Here is a 16,215-nt window from a genome sequence, read left to right on the forward strand (position 1 = left end):
TTTAAGAATTTCCTTTTTTAGTGTTTTTAGAATTCTTCATTGCTTCACCAATTTGGTTACTTGCTGTAAAACTAGCAACCATATCATTTAGCATTGTGCTTCCTGCTTGTGGAGAGTTTGGTAACAATATTAAGTTACTGTTAGTTTCACTTCCAATAGCTTGTAAAGTATCATAATGTTGTGTTACTACGATTAAGGCAGAAGCTTCTTGTGAGTTAATTCCAACTCTATTTAAAACATCTACTGATTCTTCTAAACCACGTGCAATTTCACGACGCTGATCAGCAATACCTTGACCTTGTAAACGCTTGCTTTCTGCTTCCGCTTTTGCTTTTTCAACGATTAAAATACGTTGTGCATCTCCTTCATACTGTGCAGCAGTTTTTTCTCTATCGGCAGCATTAATTCTATTCATCGCTTCTTTTACTTGCGCATCAGGATCAATATCTGTTACTAAAGTTTTAATGATATCATAACCATATTCTACCATGGCATCATTTAATTCAGATTTTACTGCAATGGCAATATCATCTTTACGTAAGAATACATCATCCAAAATCATTTTTGGAACCTCTGCACGTACTACATCAAATACGTACGATGTAATTTGATCGTGTGGATAATCTAACTTATAAAAAGCATCTTCAACCTTAAGTTTAATTACTTTATACTGAACAGATACTTTTAAACGAACGAATACATCATCTTTCGTTTTAGTTTCGATAATAACGTCTAATTGTTGAATTTTTAAACTTAATTTTCCTGCAATTCTATCTACTAGTGGAATTTTAAATTGTAATCCAGATTGACGAATGCTATGAAAACGTCCGAAACGTTCTATAATAGCAGCAGTTTGTTGCTTTACAATAAAGAAAGACGATAATAGTACAATGACCGCGAGAACAATCAAGACAATTAGAATGGGATTAAATGGCATAACTTGTATATTTAAAATGTTAGTGTGATTAAAAATAATTTTTTTTTGTGTAAAAATGGATACTTTTGACAACTTTAATCAAAAGCCTACCCAATAATGAACAAAACCTATTTTTTACTATTAGTAGCAATTACCCTACTTTTTGTTACAAAATCTTTTTCACAAAGTCGATATAATGACTATAATCGCTTCGGAATTTCAGCAGGAATTCATCAGTTTAATATTCTTACAGATGATCTCACAACTACGAAATCTACTGGCTTTCATGGTGGTTTGTCTACACGTGGAACCGTTGGAAGACACTTTGATATGGTGTACTTTTTATTTTTGAATAGACATGAAGTAAATGTACTTGGGCGTGAAACACTTTTGTCTACAAACGAAGAAATTCCGTTTAAACTCTTAGCTGCAAAAATAGGCGTATTGGGAAGTTATAAAATCATTGATAAACATTTAAGTCTTGAATTTGGACCAGCATTGCAACTTTCAGACAAGTTTGAAGTAGAGGGAAAGTACAATGATTATATTTTAAACGGTTATGATACATTTACTGCAAATGAAGCTCGCCAAACATCACGTTTAAACTTTATGGGAATTGTTGGAATTTCAGCAGGATTTCAATCATTTAAAATATCACTTCAATACGAATATGGATTTTCCAACGTTTTAAGTAAACTGACAGTTGATAATAAAAAGCTAAAAGGAAATATAGAACAGTTGAGTGTCTTAGGCACTTTCTATTTGTAATTAACACGAAAAAGCGCGCCAATTGGCGCGCTTTTCATGTTTTATTTAGAAGCTTTTTTAAAAGCTACAATTTCAACTCTACGATTGGTTTCTCGTCCTTTTTTTGACTTATTTGAAGCTAAAGGTTTTGTTTCTCCATAACCTTTAGCAATTAAGCGGTTTGGTTTACAACCAGTTTCTATTAAAAGTTCTCGTACTTTTTCAGCTCTTTTTTGTGATAGATCTAAATTCAAATCTTTGTTTCCAACCGAATCTGTATGACCTGAAACCTCAAAAGAAAAATCATCTTCAGTCTTTTTAATAATCTTACTAATCTCAGTAATATGTTTTATATAATCTCCAATCAAGTGACTTGTCCCACTTTTAAAAACTAAATCTTTAGTATAATTCGTAAAAAGGTTTGAATCTTCAAGAAGTGTAGATTTTGTAGTTGTACACGAAATCACAATAAAACATACAATAAGTGTTAACCAAAGTTTTTTCATCTTACAACATATCAATCACTTTCTGAATACGCTTGATAGTTTCCTGTTTTCCAATCATAAACATAATTTGGAATAAATCGGGTCCACTCAATGCGCCAGCTAGGGCAAAACGTAATGGTTGCATTACTTTTCCAAAACCAATTTCATTGCTTGTTATCCAACCTTTGATATTTGTTTGAAGGCTTTCAACGCTATAATCTTCGGTTGATTCGATAATCGCTACCAATTTATTTAAAATATCTCCTGTACCTTCTTTTAACGCCTTTTTCTGCGCTTTTGCATCAAACTCTGTTGGTGCTACAAAGAAGAAGTGACTCAAACTCCATAAATCTTTGGTAAACGAAGCTCTTTCTTTAATCAATTCGACAACCATAGCAACATAATTCACATCAATATCTGCTAATTCGGTTTGACTTTCTTTAAAAGTAATTGCCAAACTTTCGTTAGATTTTAGTTGCATGTATTGTTGGTTGAACCAATCTGCTTTTTTAATATCGAATCGTGCGCCAGCTTTGTTTATTCGTGCCAAGTCAAACTCTTCAACTAATTGCTCCAAACTAAATATTTCTTGTTCTGTTCCAGGATTCCATCCTAAAAAGGCTAAGAAATTGATCAACGCATCAGGGAAATACCCTTCATCTTTAAATCCTAAATAGATTTGATCTTCTTTCTTATCATGCCATTCCGAAGGAAATACAGGGAAACCAAACTTTGCGCCATCACGCTTGCTTAACTTTCCTTTTCCAGTTGGTTTTAAAATTAATGGTAAATGCGCAAATTGTGGCGCTTCCCATTCAAACGATCGGTATAATAAATAATGTAATGCTAACGAAGGCAACCATTCTTCTCCACGAATTACATGCGTAATTTCCATAAGATGATCGTCTACAATATTTGCTAAGTGATAGGTTGGCATTCCATCACTTTTATATAAAACTTTATCATCTAAAATATTGGTGTCAATCTTTACATCTCCGCGAACAATATCTTTTAAATGCAAAGTTTCATCTTGTGGCGATTTGTAACGAATTACATATGGTTCACCAGCAGCTAACTTAGCCGAAACTTCATCCGCTGAAAGTGATAAAGAGTTTGAAAGCTCTAAACGATTGTGCCAATTATAAATAAATGTTTTTTTCTGTGCTTCAAGCTCTTTTCTTTGTGCATCTAAAGATTCAGCAGTATCAAATGCGTAGTATGCATCTCCTTTTTCAATCAATTGATCTGCATATTGTTTGTATAAATGTTTGCGCTCACTTTGTCTGTACGGACCAAACCCACCATCTTTTCCAAAACCTTCATCAAAAGGAATTCCACACCATTCTAACGCTTCAGTAATATATTCTTCTGCACCTTCTACAAATCGATTTTGATCTGTATCTTCAATACGTAATACAAAATCTCCACCATGTTTTTTGGCGAATAAATAATTAAATAAGGCAGTTCTAACGCCTCCAATATGTAATGGTCCTGTTGGACTTGGTGCAAAACGAACACGAACTTTTTTTGTCATGAAATTTAGTATATGGTTATAATGTGCAAATGTAATATTATTTTCCTTTAAAATTGTGTGTGTAAAGAGCAGTTACTTTTTGATTAGAAAAAAAAGAAAATACCAGCCTCAACATATTTTAAATCTCGATTATCGAGTAAAAGTGAAACCCTCAAAATTAAAACTTTGAGGGTTTCGAAAATCAGCAAGTCTGAGAAAAAATGCTACTTTTTACAAGAGTTAATTACAACTCTTGAAATTAATTATTTTTTAATAAATTTTTCTGTATGGCTAATGCCTGAAGCTGTTGTTACAGTTACAAAGTACATGTTTGCGCTTAATTGCGATACATCAATCTTTGAAACCTCGATTGCTTTGCTTTGTATCAATTTTCCTGTAATATCTGTGATTTTATATCCTGTAATAGTTTCGTCAGTTGTAAAATTTAATACATCAGCTGTTGGGTTTGGAAACATTGTAAAGTTAATTAGGTCTGCATCATCTCTTCCTAAAGTTCCATTATTTGTTTCACCCATTACGAATAACGAACGTAAATGATCTTTTACTTCTGGTGTAAATACATTCATTGGTGTTGAATTTCCGTTTTCTGTACTTAGCGTAATTTGGTATGACCAATCTTCATCATAACAACTATCGCAACAGCTTCCAACATATAAACCAATCACATATAATTTGTTGTGTTCAAAGTTATAATTCGGGAATGTTGTCGTTAATCCCCAAGCTGGATTTGTTGAAGTTGGTAATTGATTATTGAATCCTCCAATATTACTTGACCAAGCAAAAGTATCTGGTACCATGTTTACAAAATCTAATGGTTGAGTGAATGGGAAAGAAGATAATTCTAACTCGTATGTAAACCAAACATATTGGTAACCATTGTTTTGCTCAGTACAAACACCATCTACAAGTAGTACATCATCAGATGTGTCAATACTATTTATAGAACCTGTTAATTGTTGTGGGCTTCCTTGGTGTAATACACTAATATTTAAGTTTTGATCAAGTTTAGCTTGAAGCGAAATATCATCAATTGCTAAGTCGTTTCCGTCACCTAAACCATCTTCTTTTAAGTGAATTTTAATATCTAATACATCTTGATCACCTTCAAAACATTCAGAAATTTGTTGCCAATCGCATGGATCGTCACTGTTTGTATCAATTGTAATCCAATCGTATAATTGACCGTTTACTTCCAAACGAATTTCTGGCTTGATATCAAACGTACATTGTGGCATATTTTTGAAGTTTGCACAAAATTTATACGTTTTCTCAAAGTCAATTTGCATAGTTTGTTGCCAAATAACACTAGTTGTTCCTGCTGGTTGTGTAGTTCGTCCATTCACTAATAAAAAGTCTTTATTATCTGCATATTGTTCAGGATCTACACATGCTGAATGATCAGTAATTGCTGCTCCAAAAATACTAGCATCATCAGACACATTATAAGCACCAGGATATAAACTAGCATCTTCTGTATAATCACTTGTAAATCCAGTAACTCCATTTTCGAAGTTTCCGTTCTCTACTAAATTATCACCTTCACAGCAAAATGCACCTTCATTATTTGGTTCGCCTCCTTGAATGTCACAATCTTGAATACAAATGTTGTCATAACCGTATTCTTCAGTTGGACTAGAAGTTAAATCTAAGTAAAAACGAATTCCTGAAATATTGCTAATTAAGCTATTCCAATCATCACATTCAGATCCTGCTGACATTACCCATTCTCCGTTAGCATTAGAAGGTAAATCAATTCCTTCACATGTTTCAATTGGTGCGCATACATGTACCCAACCACCGTTTTCAACGGTTTGTACAGTTGCTACAAAAGTTGCAGAAGCTGTTGGACTTGTTGGTGATCCACTGTAAATAATTAATCTTGGTGATAAAGGTTCTCCAAAGCCACCATCTTCAATTACTTGAAAATCCCAACAAAGGCATTGTCCATTGTATTCGCGCCAATCACCAGCATAGTCTACGTTATTGTAAATGTATGATGAACCTGATGAATCATACGAATGTAAAAAGAAGTCATCAGCATTTCCGCTAGGCCCAAAAGGATCTGCAGTACTTTGTCCGGCTGCAACGCCGTTCCAATTTGAAATATCAGGTGTTCCGTCATTAAAATCTTCGCAGAATTGACCAAAACTTACTCCCCAAACGAAGAGTAAACATAAAGTAAAAATGTTTTTCATAATGTAAAATGTTTAAGTTTCTATTTATTTGTTTCAAGGCAAAGATGCGCCCGTATCAAAAAATAGGGTAGAAGCAAAGCACTAAGATTGTAGAAGTGTTTTGCCTTCAGAAAAGAGTATAGAAAAACCGTAAACGTTACAGGAAAAACACTTAGGAAATCATTTCACTTGGAATGCGTTTATTCATCACTTTAAACCATAAAGGCGGAATTAAAGCTAACACCATTGAGGTAGGATATCCAAAAGGCATTTGTGGACTTTTTTCGTGACAATCCAGTAATTGATATTTTTTAGAAGCTTTGTAATGATGATCGCTGTGACGTGTGAGTTCATATAAAACAATGCGTCCAATCACATGATTTGAATTCCAAGAATGAATTTCACGAACACGTTCATAACGACCAGAAGCTAATTTTTTGCGTAGCAATCCATAATGTTCAATGTAGTTGATCGTTTCTAGTAATAGGAAACTTACAACGGCAGCTGTGAGTATAAAAATGAAGCCAATAGTTCCAAAGAAATACCCAACAATAGCAATATATGAAAATTGCAAAATTGTAAACCAAAACATATTATGCTGAAAAGAGAAAAACGAAATAGTATTACGTTTGCGCAAGTCTTTTTGAATTTTCCAAGCGTTTATATATTGTCTTACTGTTGAGGTAAACCAAAACGAGTATACTAGTTGATTGTATCGTGCAGTTGCAGGATCTTCTTTGGTTGCCGCATGCAAATGATGCCCAAAATTATGTTCTACAAAAAAGTGCATATACAAAGAAGGAAGCAATAATATTTTTGCCATAATTTGTTCCGCTTGCGTTTGTCTGTGACCCAATTCGTGTGCTACATTAATTCCGTTAGCACCTAAGACGATTCCTGTGGAAAAGATGAGTCCAACTAATTCGTAAGTTTCATAAGTCTTGTTAGAAAAACTAAGTAATGTTGCAATCAACAAACCAAAAACAATAGGAATATTTAAGTATAACAACCAATCAAAAATACGATTTGCTGATTTTTGTTCAACTTCTTCAGACGATAAATTTGCAGTACTTTGTGAAAATATCAATTCCATAATTGGAATCATTCCAAAGGCATATATTGGGGTTAAATAAGTATAATATCCACCTAAGTATAACGCTATAAAAGCAACTAAAGGTGTAGAAAAAGCTGCTAAATATTTCAAGTCTCTCATATTTCAATTTCTAGATTCAAAGCGATTAAATTTACTACTTTTTTCGATGATTTTAAATTTAATAGTATAATTAGATTTGGATAAAATCGTATCAATTCCTTTTTGACATTTTCATAGATTCTTTTACTTTTAACCCAGAACTAAACTTTTACTACAAAAAAAAGGTTTATTTGCAGTAAAATAACGAGAGTTGCTTTTAGCATAAATCAACCACAAATCAATAATGACAATCGTAAAGAAAATAATAAACACTCTTTTTAAATCAAAAACCAAAGAGTTACCAGAAGATGTATTCATTCAACGACTAAGAAGTCTTGTAATAGGTGAAGGCATGTTACATAAGGGCAATATTTATTTGATGAATTATGCATTAAAAAATATGCCTACTAATGGAGTCGTTATTGAAATTGGTTCGTATGGAGGATTATCAACGAATCTGATGCTTCATTTGTTAAAGAAAAACGATCGTGATGAAAAATTAATCAATTGCGACCCATGGATGTATGAAGGAAGTGCTGATCGATACGGAACTAAATCCAACACAATTGATGGTCGGGAAGATATCTCACGAGACGACTATTCTACATACATGAAAAGTAATTTTATAAATGGTATACAATTTTTGCAAAAAGACAATTTACCGCATTCTTTTCAATTAACTTCTGATGAATTCTTTATAGAATATGACAAAAAAATAACAGCGAAAGACATTTTTAATCAAAGCATTAAGCTAGGGACTCAGATATCATTTGCATACATTGACGGGAATCATGAATATGAATATGTGAAAAGAGATTTTGAGAATGTAGATAAGCATTTAATGAACTCAGGATTTATTCTATTTGATGATTCAATGGATGATTCACCATTTGGTAGCACGTTGTTTATGAAAGAAATGAAACTGCATAAAAACTATAAACTGATAGCTAAAAACCCAAATTATCTTTTTCAAAAACTAGCTTAAAATTTATGGTATAAGCCAACAGTCAAAGCAGCTTGTTTGGCTACATTATTTCCAGAAAAAGCGCCTCCAAAACTCAATACTCCACCAAATGATTTATTGATTTCTCCAATTGCTTTTAAACCAACAGCGCCATATTCTTGATTGTTTACATACAAAGCAGTTCCTAAATTGCTTATTGGTAAATTGACATCACCATCATTGAAAGAATGTACAATATCTACAAAACCAACCAACCAAATTTTTGAATGAACTTTGGTTCCGATTTCACCACCGATTTTGAAATTGTTGCTATAATTATTTGTTTTCAAATCGATTCCTGTAAAAGCTTGCACATAAAACTTGTCAAAACTACGTCCAATATTTAGGGTTGGAGTAAACGTCCAAGCATCTTGTCCTGTTCTAATTCCGGAAGCAGTTTCAAAACTTCCTGTATTTGCTTCTACATTTAACTGTCCAGAAATGATCCACTTTTTCTTGTAAAATTGATGTTTTACACCAAAAGCGACATTTCCAAAAGCTGATTTAGAATCTTCTGCAATAAAAGCAGTTCCATTTACAGCATCGCCAGTTTTGATAAATTTTACAGGAAGATTTAGCAACAATGTTGTTTTAGCCGTCAAACCATATTCACCATATAATTGCAAGGTATTATCTGTAACTTCTCGATCTGTATTATACTCAGGATCACCAAAAACTTCATCATAATTTGAAATTGTACTAAATGAAAGTTGTGTGTAAAACTTGCCTTTTTCCTGTGTCCAAGGACTTTGCGCAAATAAAACACTTGAACTTAAAATAGCGATAAAAACGAATACTTTTTTCATAATATGGTTCTTTATGAATGCTTAGTAGTATGTTTTTATAAAATCTTACAGAATGTTTAACAACTCTAATACACTATAAATTCACTAAATATGTTATTTTTATCAGTTATATGATGAATGCATACGAGCAAATACAAAAGAAGTTAGGGCAATTTGTAACCAAATATTATACAAATGAGCTCATCAAAGGTGCGATACTATTTTTTAGTATTGGACTCTTATATTTTATCATCACGTTGTTGGTGGAACATTTTTTATGGTTAAATACTGGCGCAAGAACTGCATTATTCTGGATTTTTATCTTGGTAGAAGTAGCGCTTTTCGCAAAACTTATCGTGTTTCCATTAACGAAATTGTTCAAAATTCAAAAAGGAATTAGTTTCAAAGAAGCTTCCAAAATTATTGGCGATCACTTTCCAGAAGTGAGCGATAAGCTATTGAATGTATTGCAATTATCAGAAACTTCTTCTGAATCTGAATTATTACTGGCAAGTATTGAACAAAAATCAAAAGAGTTACAACCAGTTCCGTTTCAAGTAGCCATTAACTTTACTAAAAATTTAAAATATGTCAAATATGCAATTCTGCCTTTAGCGATTGTATTATTTGTTTGGATTTCGGGAAACAGTTCTTTATTTAGCAAGAGTTACGAACGTGTTGTTAATTATAAAACAACATACGAACCACCAGCGCCATTTCAGTTTTTAGTGGTAAATGATTCATTACAAGCTATTGAAAATCAATCGTATAAATTACAAGTGCGAACTTCAGGAGATGTGGTCCCAGAAGAAGTTCAAATTAGGTTAGGAGACGAAACATACTTTCTTCAAAACAAAGGAATTGGAAACTTTGAATACACATTTTCACAGCCAAAAGAAGCAACAACGTTTAGTCTAACAGCAAACGAAGTCACATCAAAATCATATACGCTAAATGTTGTAAAAGTGCCATCATTGGTGAATTTTCAAATGGTTTTAGATTATCCTGCATACACCAAACGTAAAGATGAGGTTTTAAAAAGTACAGGAAACGCAACCATTCCTGAAGGAACCAAAGTGACATGGGAGGCAAAGGCGAAACAAACGAATCAATTAGAATTAATTTCTAATGATAGTACATATGTTTTTAACAAAAAAGCAAACGAATTTAAGCTTGAACGAAGAATATATCAAAAACTTGATTATCAAATAAGTACAAGTAATAATGAACTTAAAAACTATGAAAATTTAGGTTTTAACTTAAGTGTGATACGAGACGAATATCCTAAAATGGACTTGCAATCAAAGCGTGATAGTGTTGATCAACGCACGATGTATTTCTTAGGACAAGTTTCAGATGATTATGGTTTAAAGCGTTTGCAATTAGTATACTATCCAACGGAAAGTACAGAAACAAAAACAAGAGAAAACATTGCAATCTCGAAATCTAACATTGATCAATTTCAATATACATTTCCTGGAAATTTACAATTGACAAAAGGTGTGAATTATGAATTCTATTTTGAATTGACAGATAATGACGGAATTCGTGGAGGAAAGAAAGTAAAAAGTGAAGTGTTCAATTATCGTAAACTAACGGATACAGAATTAGAAACGGAACAATTAGAACAACAACAGGAAACGATTCAAGATTTAGACAAATCATTAGAAAAACTCAAAAAGCAACAAGAAGAACTCAAAAAGATTTCTCAAAATCAAAAGGAGAAAAGTGAATTAAACTTCAATGATCGTAAAAAGCTAAAAAACTTCTTAGAACGTCAAGATCGTAACGATCAAATGATGGAAAAATTCTCTAAGCAATTGGAAAAGAATTTAGAAGAGTTTCAGCCAGAAGATACTAAAAATGATGAAGATAAAGAGTTGCTAAAAGAACGTTTGGAACGTCAACAAAAAGAATTAGAGAAGAACGAAAAGTTGATGGAAGAACTGAAAAAGCTAGCAGAAAAAATTAGCGAAGAAGAACTTCAAGAAAAACTAGAAGAACTTGGAAAGCAACAACAAAATAACAAAAAGAATTTACAGCAAATAGTAGAATTAACGAAACGTTATTATGTAACGAAGAAAGCTGAGAAAATTCAAAAGGAACTATCCGAACTTGCCAAAGAACAAGAAGAGCTATCTAAAAAAGACGGAAAAGAAAACACAAAGGAGAAACAAGAAGAATTAAACCAAAAGTTCAAAGACTTGCAAAAGCAAATGGACGATTTGGATAAAGAAAACGAAGAACTTAGAAAGCCACTAGACTTAGAACGTGAAAAAGAAGAGGAAGAAGACATCAAGCAAGAACAACAAGATGCAACTGACGATTTAGAGAAAAGTGAAGACTCTCCTAGTGAACAACAACAACAGCAACAGCAACAAAGTGCCAAACAAAAGCAGAAAAAAGCAGCGCAAAAAATGCAACGCATGAGCAAAGCAATGCAATCTTCTATGCAAATGAGTGGACAACAAAGCATCCAAGAAGATGCAGAAATGCTGCGCCAAATTTTAGACAATCTGGTTATTTTCTCTTTTGAAGAAGAAACATTAATGGAAGGTTTTGAGGAAATTGATAACACAAATGCTGGATATGCTTCTAAGCTAAAACGACAAAAAGAACTCCGTAAAGTGTTTGAACATGTTGATGATAGTTTATTTGCAATGTCGTTGCGTCAGCCAAAAATCTCGGAAACGATCAACAAAGAAATCACAGACATCTATTTCAATATTGACAAATCACTTGAATTACTTGCCGAAAACAATGTGTACAGAGGTGTATCTGCGCAGCAATATGCATTAACATCTACAAATAAATTGGCAGACTTTTTAAGTGGCGTACTTGATAATCTAAACCAAAGTATGGGACAAGGACAAGGACAAGGTTCATCAGGAGTTGGACAAAGTGGACAAAACCAAGGAAAAGGAAAAGGATTTCAATTGCCAGATCTTATTCAATCTCAAGAAGATTTGAATAAAAAGATGGAAAAAGGTATGAAGCAAGAAGGCCAAGGGAAAGATGGTAAAAACGGCAAAGAAGGCGGCAAAGAAGAAGGAGAAAAAGGCAAAGGTGGCAAAGAAGGAAAACAAGGAGAAAATGGCCAACAAGGTGGCGGATCGGGTAGTGGAGGAGAAAATGAATCTGGAAAACTATACGATATATACAAGCAACAACAACAATTGCGTCAACAATTTGAGCAACAATTAAAAGATAGATACGGAGACAAAATAAAAAATTCTTTGGCTATAGAATTGCTTAGACAAATGGAGCAAGTGGAAACGGAATTACTAGAACGTGGATTCAATGATGAAACGATGAAGAAGATGATAGAACTCAAATATCAACTTCAAAAACTAGACAAAGCTGCCTTTGAACAAAAGCAAGAAAGTAGAAGAGAAGCATCTACAAATCGCAAAGATTTCACAAATACTACAAACGAAAAAATGCCTGATGTTCGACAGTATTTCAATCAAATTGAAATATTAAACAGACAAGTATTACCTTTGCGCAATAATTACAAAAAGAAAGTACAAGCGTATTTCAAAAAGAAAGATGATTAGTTTTAACTATGAAACCCAATTTGAACTTCCAAATGAAGCTCAAATTGAACAATGGATTAGCAACGTTATTGATTCAGAAGACAAGCGTGAAGGAGATATCAATTACATATTTTGTGATGATGATTATCTTCATAAATTAAATGTTGAATTCCTTAATCATGATACGTTAACGGATATTATTAGTTTTGATAATTCGGTAGGAAACGAACTACATGGAGATATATTTATTTCCATAGAAAGAGTTGCTGATAATGCGAAAGATTTTGGTGTTTCCTTTGAAGAAGAACTCAAAAGAGTGATGGTTCATGGCGTATTGCATTACTGTGGATACAAAGATAAAACGGAAGCTGATCAAGATATAATGACGTCAAAAGAAAATGAAAAATTGAAAATGTTCCACGTGGAACAATCATAAAACACTACGCTTTCAACTTTTTAAAATTAAGTTAAGAAAAGAAATTCAATCGTTAAGATTATGTTTAATACGGAATATGATGTAATAGTTGTTGGTGCAGGTCATGCAGGTTCAGAAGCTGCCGCTGCCGCTGCCAATATGGGAAGCAAAACATTGCTTGTTACGATGAACTTACAGAACATTGCACAAATGTCTTGTAATCCTGCTATGGGCGGAATAGCAAAAGGACAAATAGTGCGTGAAATTGATGCACTTGGTGGATATAGTGGAATTGTTACAGACAACTCTGCAATTCAATTTAAAATGCTTAACAAATCAAAAGGTCCTGCAATGTGGTCGCCAAGAGCACAAAGTGATCGTATGCGATTTGCAGAAGAATGGCGTTTAAAATTAGAGCAAACGATGAACCTCGATTTCTATCAAGAAATGGTTCGTGGTTTAATTATAGAAGGCGGAAAAATTAAAGGTGTAAAAACATCTTTGGGATTAGAAATAAGATCGAAAACAGTTGTACTAACCAATGGAACATTCCTAAACGGATTGATTCATATTGGTGACAAAAACTTCGGTGGAGGAAGAGCTGGAGAAAGAGCCGCAACCGGAATTACAGAAGAACTAGTTGCATTAGGTTTTGAATCTGGAAGAATGAAAACAGGAACGCCACCACGAGTTGATGGTCGTTCGTTAGATTATTCTAAAATGATTATTCAACCTGGAGATGAACAACCAGATAAATTCTCATACTTAAAAAGTACAAAACCATTAGAAAATCAGCGTGCTTGTCATATGACATATACGTCTCCACTTGTACATGATTTGCTAAAGGAAGGATTTGATAGATCGCCAATGTTCAACGGAAGAATTCAATCTATTGGACCAAGATATTGCCCTTCCATAGAAGATAAAATAAATCGTTTTGCAGATAAAGATCGTCATCAATTATTTGTAGAGCCAGAAGGTTGGAATACTGTTGAGGTATATGTAAATGGGTTTTCAACTTCTTTGCCAGAAGATGTACAATTTAAAGCATTGCGTTCTGTTGTAGGATTTGAAAATGTAAAGTTCTTCAGACCTGGTTATGCAATCGAATATGATTACTTTCCACCAACACAATTAAAGCATACGCTAGAAACAAAAATTGTGGATGGACTGTTTTTTGCCGGACAAATTAATGGAACAACTGGATATGAAGAAGCAGCTTCTCAAGGATTAATGGCTGGAATAAATGCTGCATTACAAGTGCAGGAAAGAGAAGAATTCATCCTAAAAAGAAACGAAGCTTACATAGGTGTTTTAGTAGATGATCTTATCACAAAAGGAACGGAAGAGCCATACAGAATGTTCACATCTCGTGCAGAATACAGAACGTTATTACGTCAAGATAATGCCGATTTTAGATTAACGCCAGTTGGACATAAACTTGGTTTGGCTAGTGTAGAACGATTAAAAGCGATGGAGCATAAGAAGACTTCTTCAGATGCTTTTATCAAATTCTTTAAAGATACAAGTGTAAAACCTGCTGAAATAAATCCTGTATTGGAAGCTAAAAATTCTGCAAAAGTAAAGCAGCAAGATAAGATGTTTAAGATCTTTGCACGACCAAATATTAGTATGGATGATATGAAACAAGTTGCTTCAGTTTCACAGTTTATTGAAGATAATAAACTAGAAAAAGATGTACTTGAACAGACAGAAGTTCAGATTAAATATGCAGGTTATATTAATAAAGAAAAAAGTAATGCAGACAAATTAAACAACCTAGAGCGAGTTAAAATTCCAGCTGACTTTGAGTATGATGGATTAACAAATTTATCTTTAGAAGCTCGTCAGAAGTTGTCAAAAATTCGTCCTGTAAACTTATCACAAGCATCACGAATTAGTGGAGTTTCTCCAAGTGATATAAGTGTAATGTTAGTCTATTTAAATAGATAAAACTTGTAGTGTTCCACGTGGAACATTTTCAATCATGGAAATAAAATCATTAGAACATACGCCAGTTGAAGAGATCGTAAAGGTCTTGAATCTGGCGTTTTCTGATTACATCGTTCCCATCAATTTTACAATGGATTACGTTAATGAACGTTGGGCAGCTTCAGGTGTAGATTACCGTTTATCCTTTGGCGCTTTTGATAATGATAAACTTGTTGGATTCATTATCCATGCAATCAATTTCTATGGAGAAACGAAAGTTGCTTACAACGCTTCTACTGGCATTATTCCGACACATTGTAGAAAAGGTTTGTTGACGAAGTTATATGAAAAAGCAATTGTAACATTAAAAGAAAACGGAATTCATAAAAGCACGTTGGAATGTATTACTGAAAATGAGCGCGCCATTTTAGCATACCAAAAAGTTGGTTTTAATATAGATCGACAATATCATTTATATAAGTTTGATTGGCAACAAAAAGTAATTCAATCTGCGTTGAAAGTAGAAGTGAACCATGAATTTAATTTTGCTGATTTTAATGAGTTGGAAAACTATTTTCCATCAATAGAAAATCAAGTTCATTGTTTAGAAAAGTATAAAAATAATCTAGTTTCAATTTCAGTTTTTGACGGAAATGAAATCGTAGCATATTTAATTTTTCATAAAATATCAAAAAGAATTCACCGTTTAGGCGTAAAAGAAAATGATTGGAATAGCTTTGGGGAAGTTTTATTTTCTGAATTAGAAACAGGAAGTTATAATATTATAAATGTTGATACACGAAATGAAAATATACATGCGTTTTTTAGAAGCATGAATTTTGACAATTACATAGATCAGTTTGATATGAGTTTTAATTTTTAAAACATGGTTCAATTGTTGTGGTTACTCCACAAAAATTATACTATGAAATATTTTAGAATTGTGATTGTTTTTATTTTGTTAGTATCGTTTACAAATTGTATTCCTATCAAAAATGCACCAGAAATTGATGCTAGTGGATACAAAATTGTAAAAGGAAGGAAATTAAAAAGATCATTAAGTAAATCGAATCATTTTATTTTTTATAATCATTTATATGATAATGATCTGACAGCTTTCATAGAATTTAAATTAGAAGCAGAGGAGAATAGTTTTTTACAAAATCTTCCTGTAAATATAAAGGGAACTAATTTTCTAATGACATTTTATACAGTATCAAGTAATGATGTAAGTATAGATTTAATGTCGCCGTTAATAAATAGAATATTTAATCAAAAACTCAAAACAGACTATGATGAAAATATTCGAACAGAAACAACAGAACATTATTATGTTGCAGTTTATGTAGAAAGTGATATTGAAGCCGATTCACTAAAAGAAGAATCTATTCATAGAACTATTGTAGAAGATTATTTATTTAGTTTGATGAATCAATATCAACGCATAGGTTCGTCGGAAGAATTAAATTTTATCATAGGAAGTAATTAATTGTTCC

Annotated in this window: 13 protein-coding genes; 7 read left to right on the forward strand and 6 right to left on the reverse strand. The window is 32.8% G+C overall.

What is annotated here, in order from left to right; all coding sequences use genetic code 11:
* Nucleotide 1: 1 nt before the first annotated feature.
* Nucleotides 2-937 (reverse strand): SPFH domain-containing protein, encoded by a 936-nt coding sequence (locus tag ACUUYC_RS07430; RefSeq protein ID WP_474265015.1) that lies wholly within the window; start codon nt 935-937, stop codon nt 2-4.
* Nucleotides 938-1,033: 96 nt separating this feature from the next.
* Between ACUUYC_RS07430 and ACUUYC_RS07435 the strand changes: the two genes are divergently transcribed.
* Nucleotides 1,034-1,684: an outer membrane beta-barrel protein gene (locus ACUUYC_RS07435; protein ID WP_474265016.1), complete on the forward strand. Its 651-nt coding sequence runs from the start codon at nt 1,034-1,036 to the stop codon at nt 1,682-1,684.
* Nucleotides 1,685-1,725: 41 nt separating this feature from the next.
* On the opposite strand, the gene ACUUYC_RS07440 is transcribed toward ACUUYC_RS07435, so the two are convergent.
* From ACUUYC_RS07440 to ACUUYC_RS07455, 4 genes are all read right to left on the reverse strand, one after another.
* The gene (locus tag ACUUYC_RS07440; protein WP_474265018.1) at nt 1,726-2,169 is read right to left on the reverse strand and encodes an OmpA family protein; all 444 of its coding nucleotides are present in this window, start codon (nt 2,167-2,169) and stop codon (nt 1,726-1,728) included.
* A 1-nt stretch (nt 2,170) separates the two neighbouring features.
* Nucleotides 2,171-3,682 (reverse strand): glutamate--tRNA ligase, encoded by a 1,512-nt coding sequence (gltX, locus tag ACUUYC_RS07445; RefSeq protein WP_474265019.1) that lies wholly within the window; start codon nt 3,680-3,682, stop codon nt 2,171-2,173.
* A 242-nt stretch (nt 3,683-3,924) separates the two neighbouring features.
* Nucleotides 3,925-5,877 (reverse strand): T9SS type A sorting domain-containing protein, encoded by a 1,953-nt coding sequence (locus ACUUYC_RS07450; protein ID WP_474265020.1) that lies wholly within the window; start codon nt 5,875-5,877, stop codon nt 3,925-3,927.
* 151 nt (nt 5,878-6,028) lie between these two features.
* Nucleotides 6,029-7,069 (reverse strand): alkane 1-monooxygenase, encoded by a 1,041-nt coding sequence (locus tag ACUUYC_RS07455; protein ID WP_474265021.1) that lies wholly within the window; start codon nt 7,067-7,069, stop codon nt 6,029-6,031.
* 223 nt (nt 7,070-7,292) lie between these two features.
* On the opposite strand from ACUUYC_RS07455, the gene ACUUYC_RS07460 reads away from it, so the two are divergent.
* Nucleotides 7,293-8,033: a class I SAM-dependent methyltransferase gene (locus ACUUYC_RS07460; protein WP_474265022.1), complete on the forward strand. Its 741-nt coding sequence runs from the start codon at nt 7,293-7,295 to the stop codon at nt 8,031-8,033.
* On the opposite strand, the gene ACUUYC_RS07465 is transcribed toward ACUUYC_RS07460, so the two are convergent.
* Nucleotides 8,030-8,857: a transporter gene (locus ACUUYC_RS07465; RefSeq protein WP_474265024.1), complete on the reverse strand. Its 828-nt coding sequence runs from the start codon at nt 8,855-8,857 to the stop codon at nt 8,030-8,032. The two genes, ACUUYC_RS07460 and ACUUYC_RS07465, sit on opposite strands and share 4 nt — an antisense overlap.
* Nucleotides 8,858-8,967: 110 nt before the next feature.
* On the opposite strand from ACUUYC_RS07465, the gene ACUUYC_RS07470 reads away from it, so the two are divergent.
* Genes ACUUYC_RS07470 through ACUUYC_RS07490 form a run of 5 tightly spaced genes read left to right on the forward strand, consistent with a single transcriptional unit; the run spans nt 8,968 to nt 16,208 of the window.
* Nucleotides 8,968-12,393, forward strand: a complete 3,426-nt coding sequence (locus tag ACUUYC_RS07470; protein ID WP_474265025.1) for a hypothetical protein — start codon at nt 8,968-8,970, stop codon at nt 12,391-12,393.
* The gene (ybeY, locus tag ACUUYC_RS07475; RefSeq protein WP_474265026.1) at nt 12,386-12,808 is read left to right on the forward strand and encodes an rRNA maturation RNase YbeY; all 423 of its coding nucleotides are present in this window, start codon (nt 12,386-12,388) and stop codon (nt 12,806-12,808) included. Before ACUUYC_RS07470 ends, ybeY begins: the two co-directional genes overlap by 8 nt.
* 60 nt (nt 12,809-12,868) lie before the next feature.
* Nucleotides 12,869-14,740 (forward strand): tRNA uridine-5-carboxymethylaminomethyl(34) synthesis enzyme MnmG, encoded by a 1,872-nt coding sequence (mnmG, locus tag ACUUYC_RS07480; RefSeq protein ID WP_474265027.1) that lies wholly within the window; start codon nt 12,869-12,871, stop codon nt 14,738-14,740.
* A gap of 34 nt (nt 14,741-14,774) precedes the next feature.
* On the forward strand, nt 14,775-15,602 hold the full coding sequence (locus tag ACUUYC_RS07485) for a GNAT family N-acetyltransferase (protein WP_474265028.1): 828 nt from the start codon (nt 14,775-14,777) through the stop codon (nt 15,600-15,602).
* A gap of 42 nt (nt 15,603-15,644) precedes the next feature.
* A complete protein-coding gene (locus ACUUYC_RS07490) occupies nt 15,645-16,208 on the forward strand; it encodes a hypothetical protein (protein WP_474265029.1) in 564 nt (187 codons plus the stop codon).
* Nucleotides 16,209-16,215 lie beyond the last annotated feature (7 nt).

The organism is Kordia sp. E (assembly GCF_056033805.1).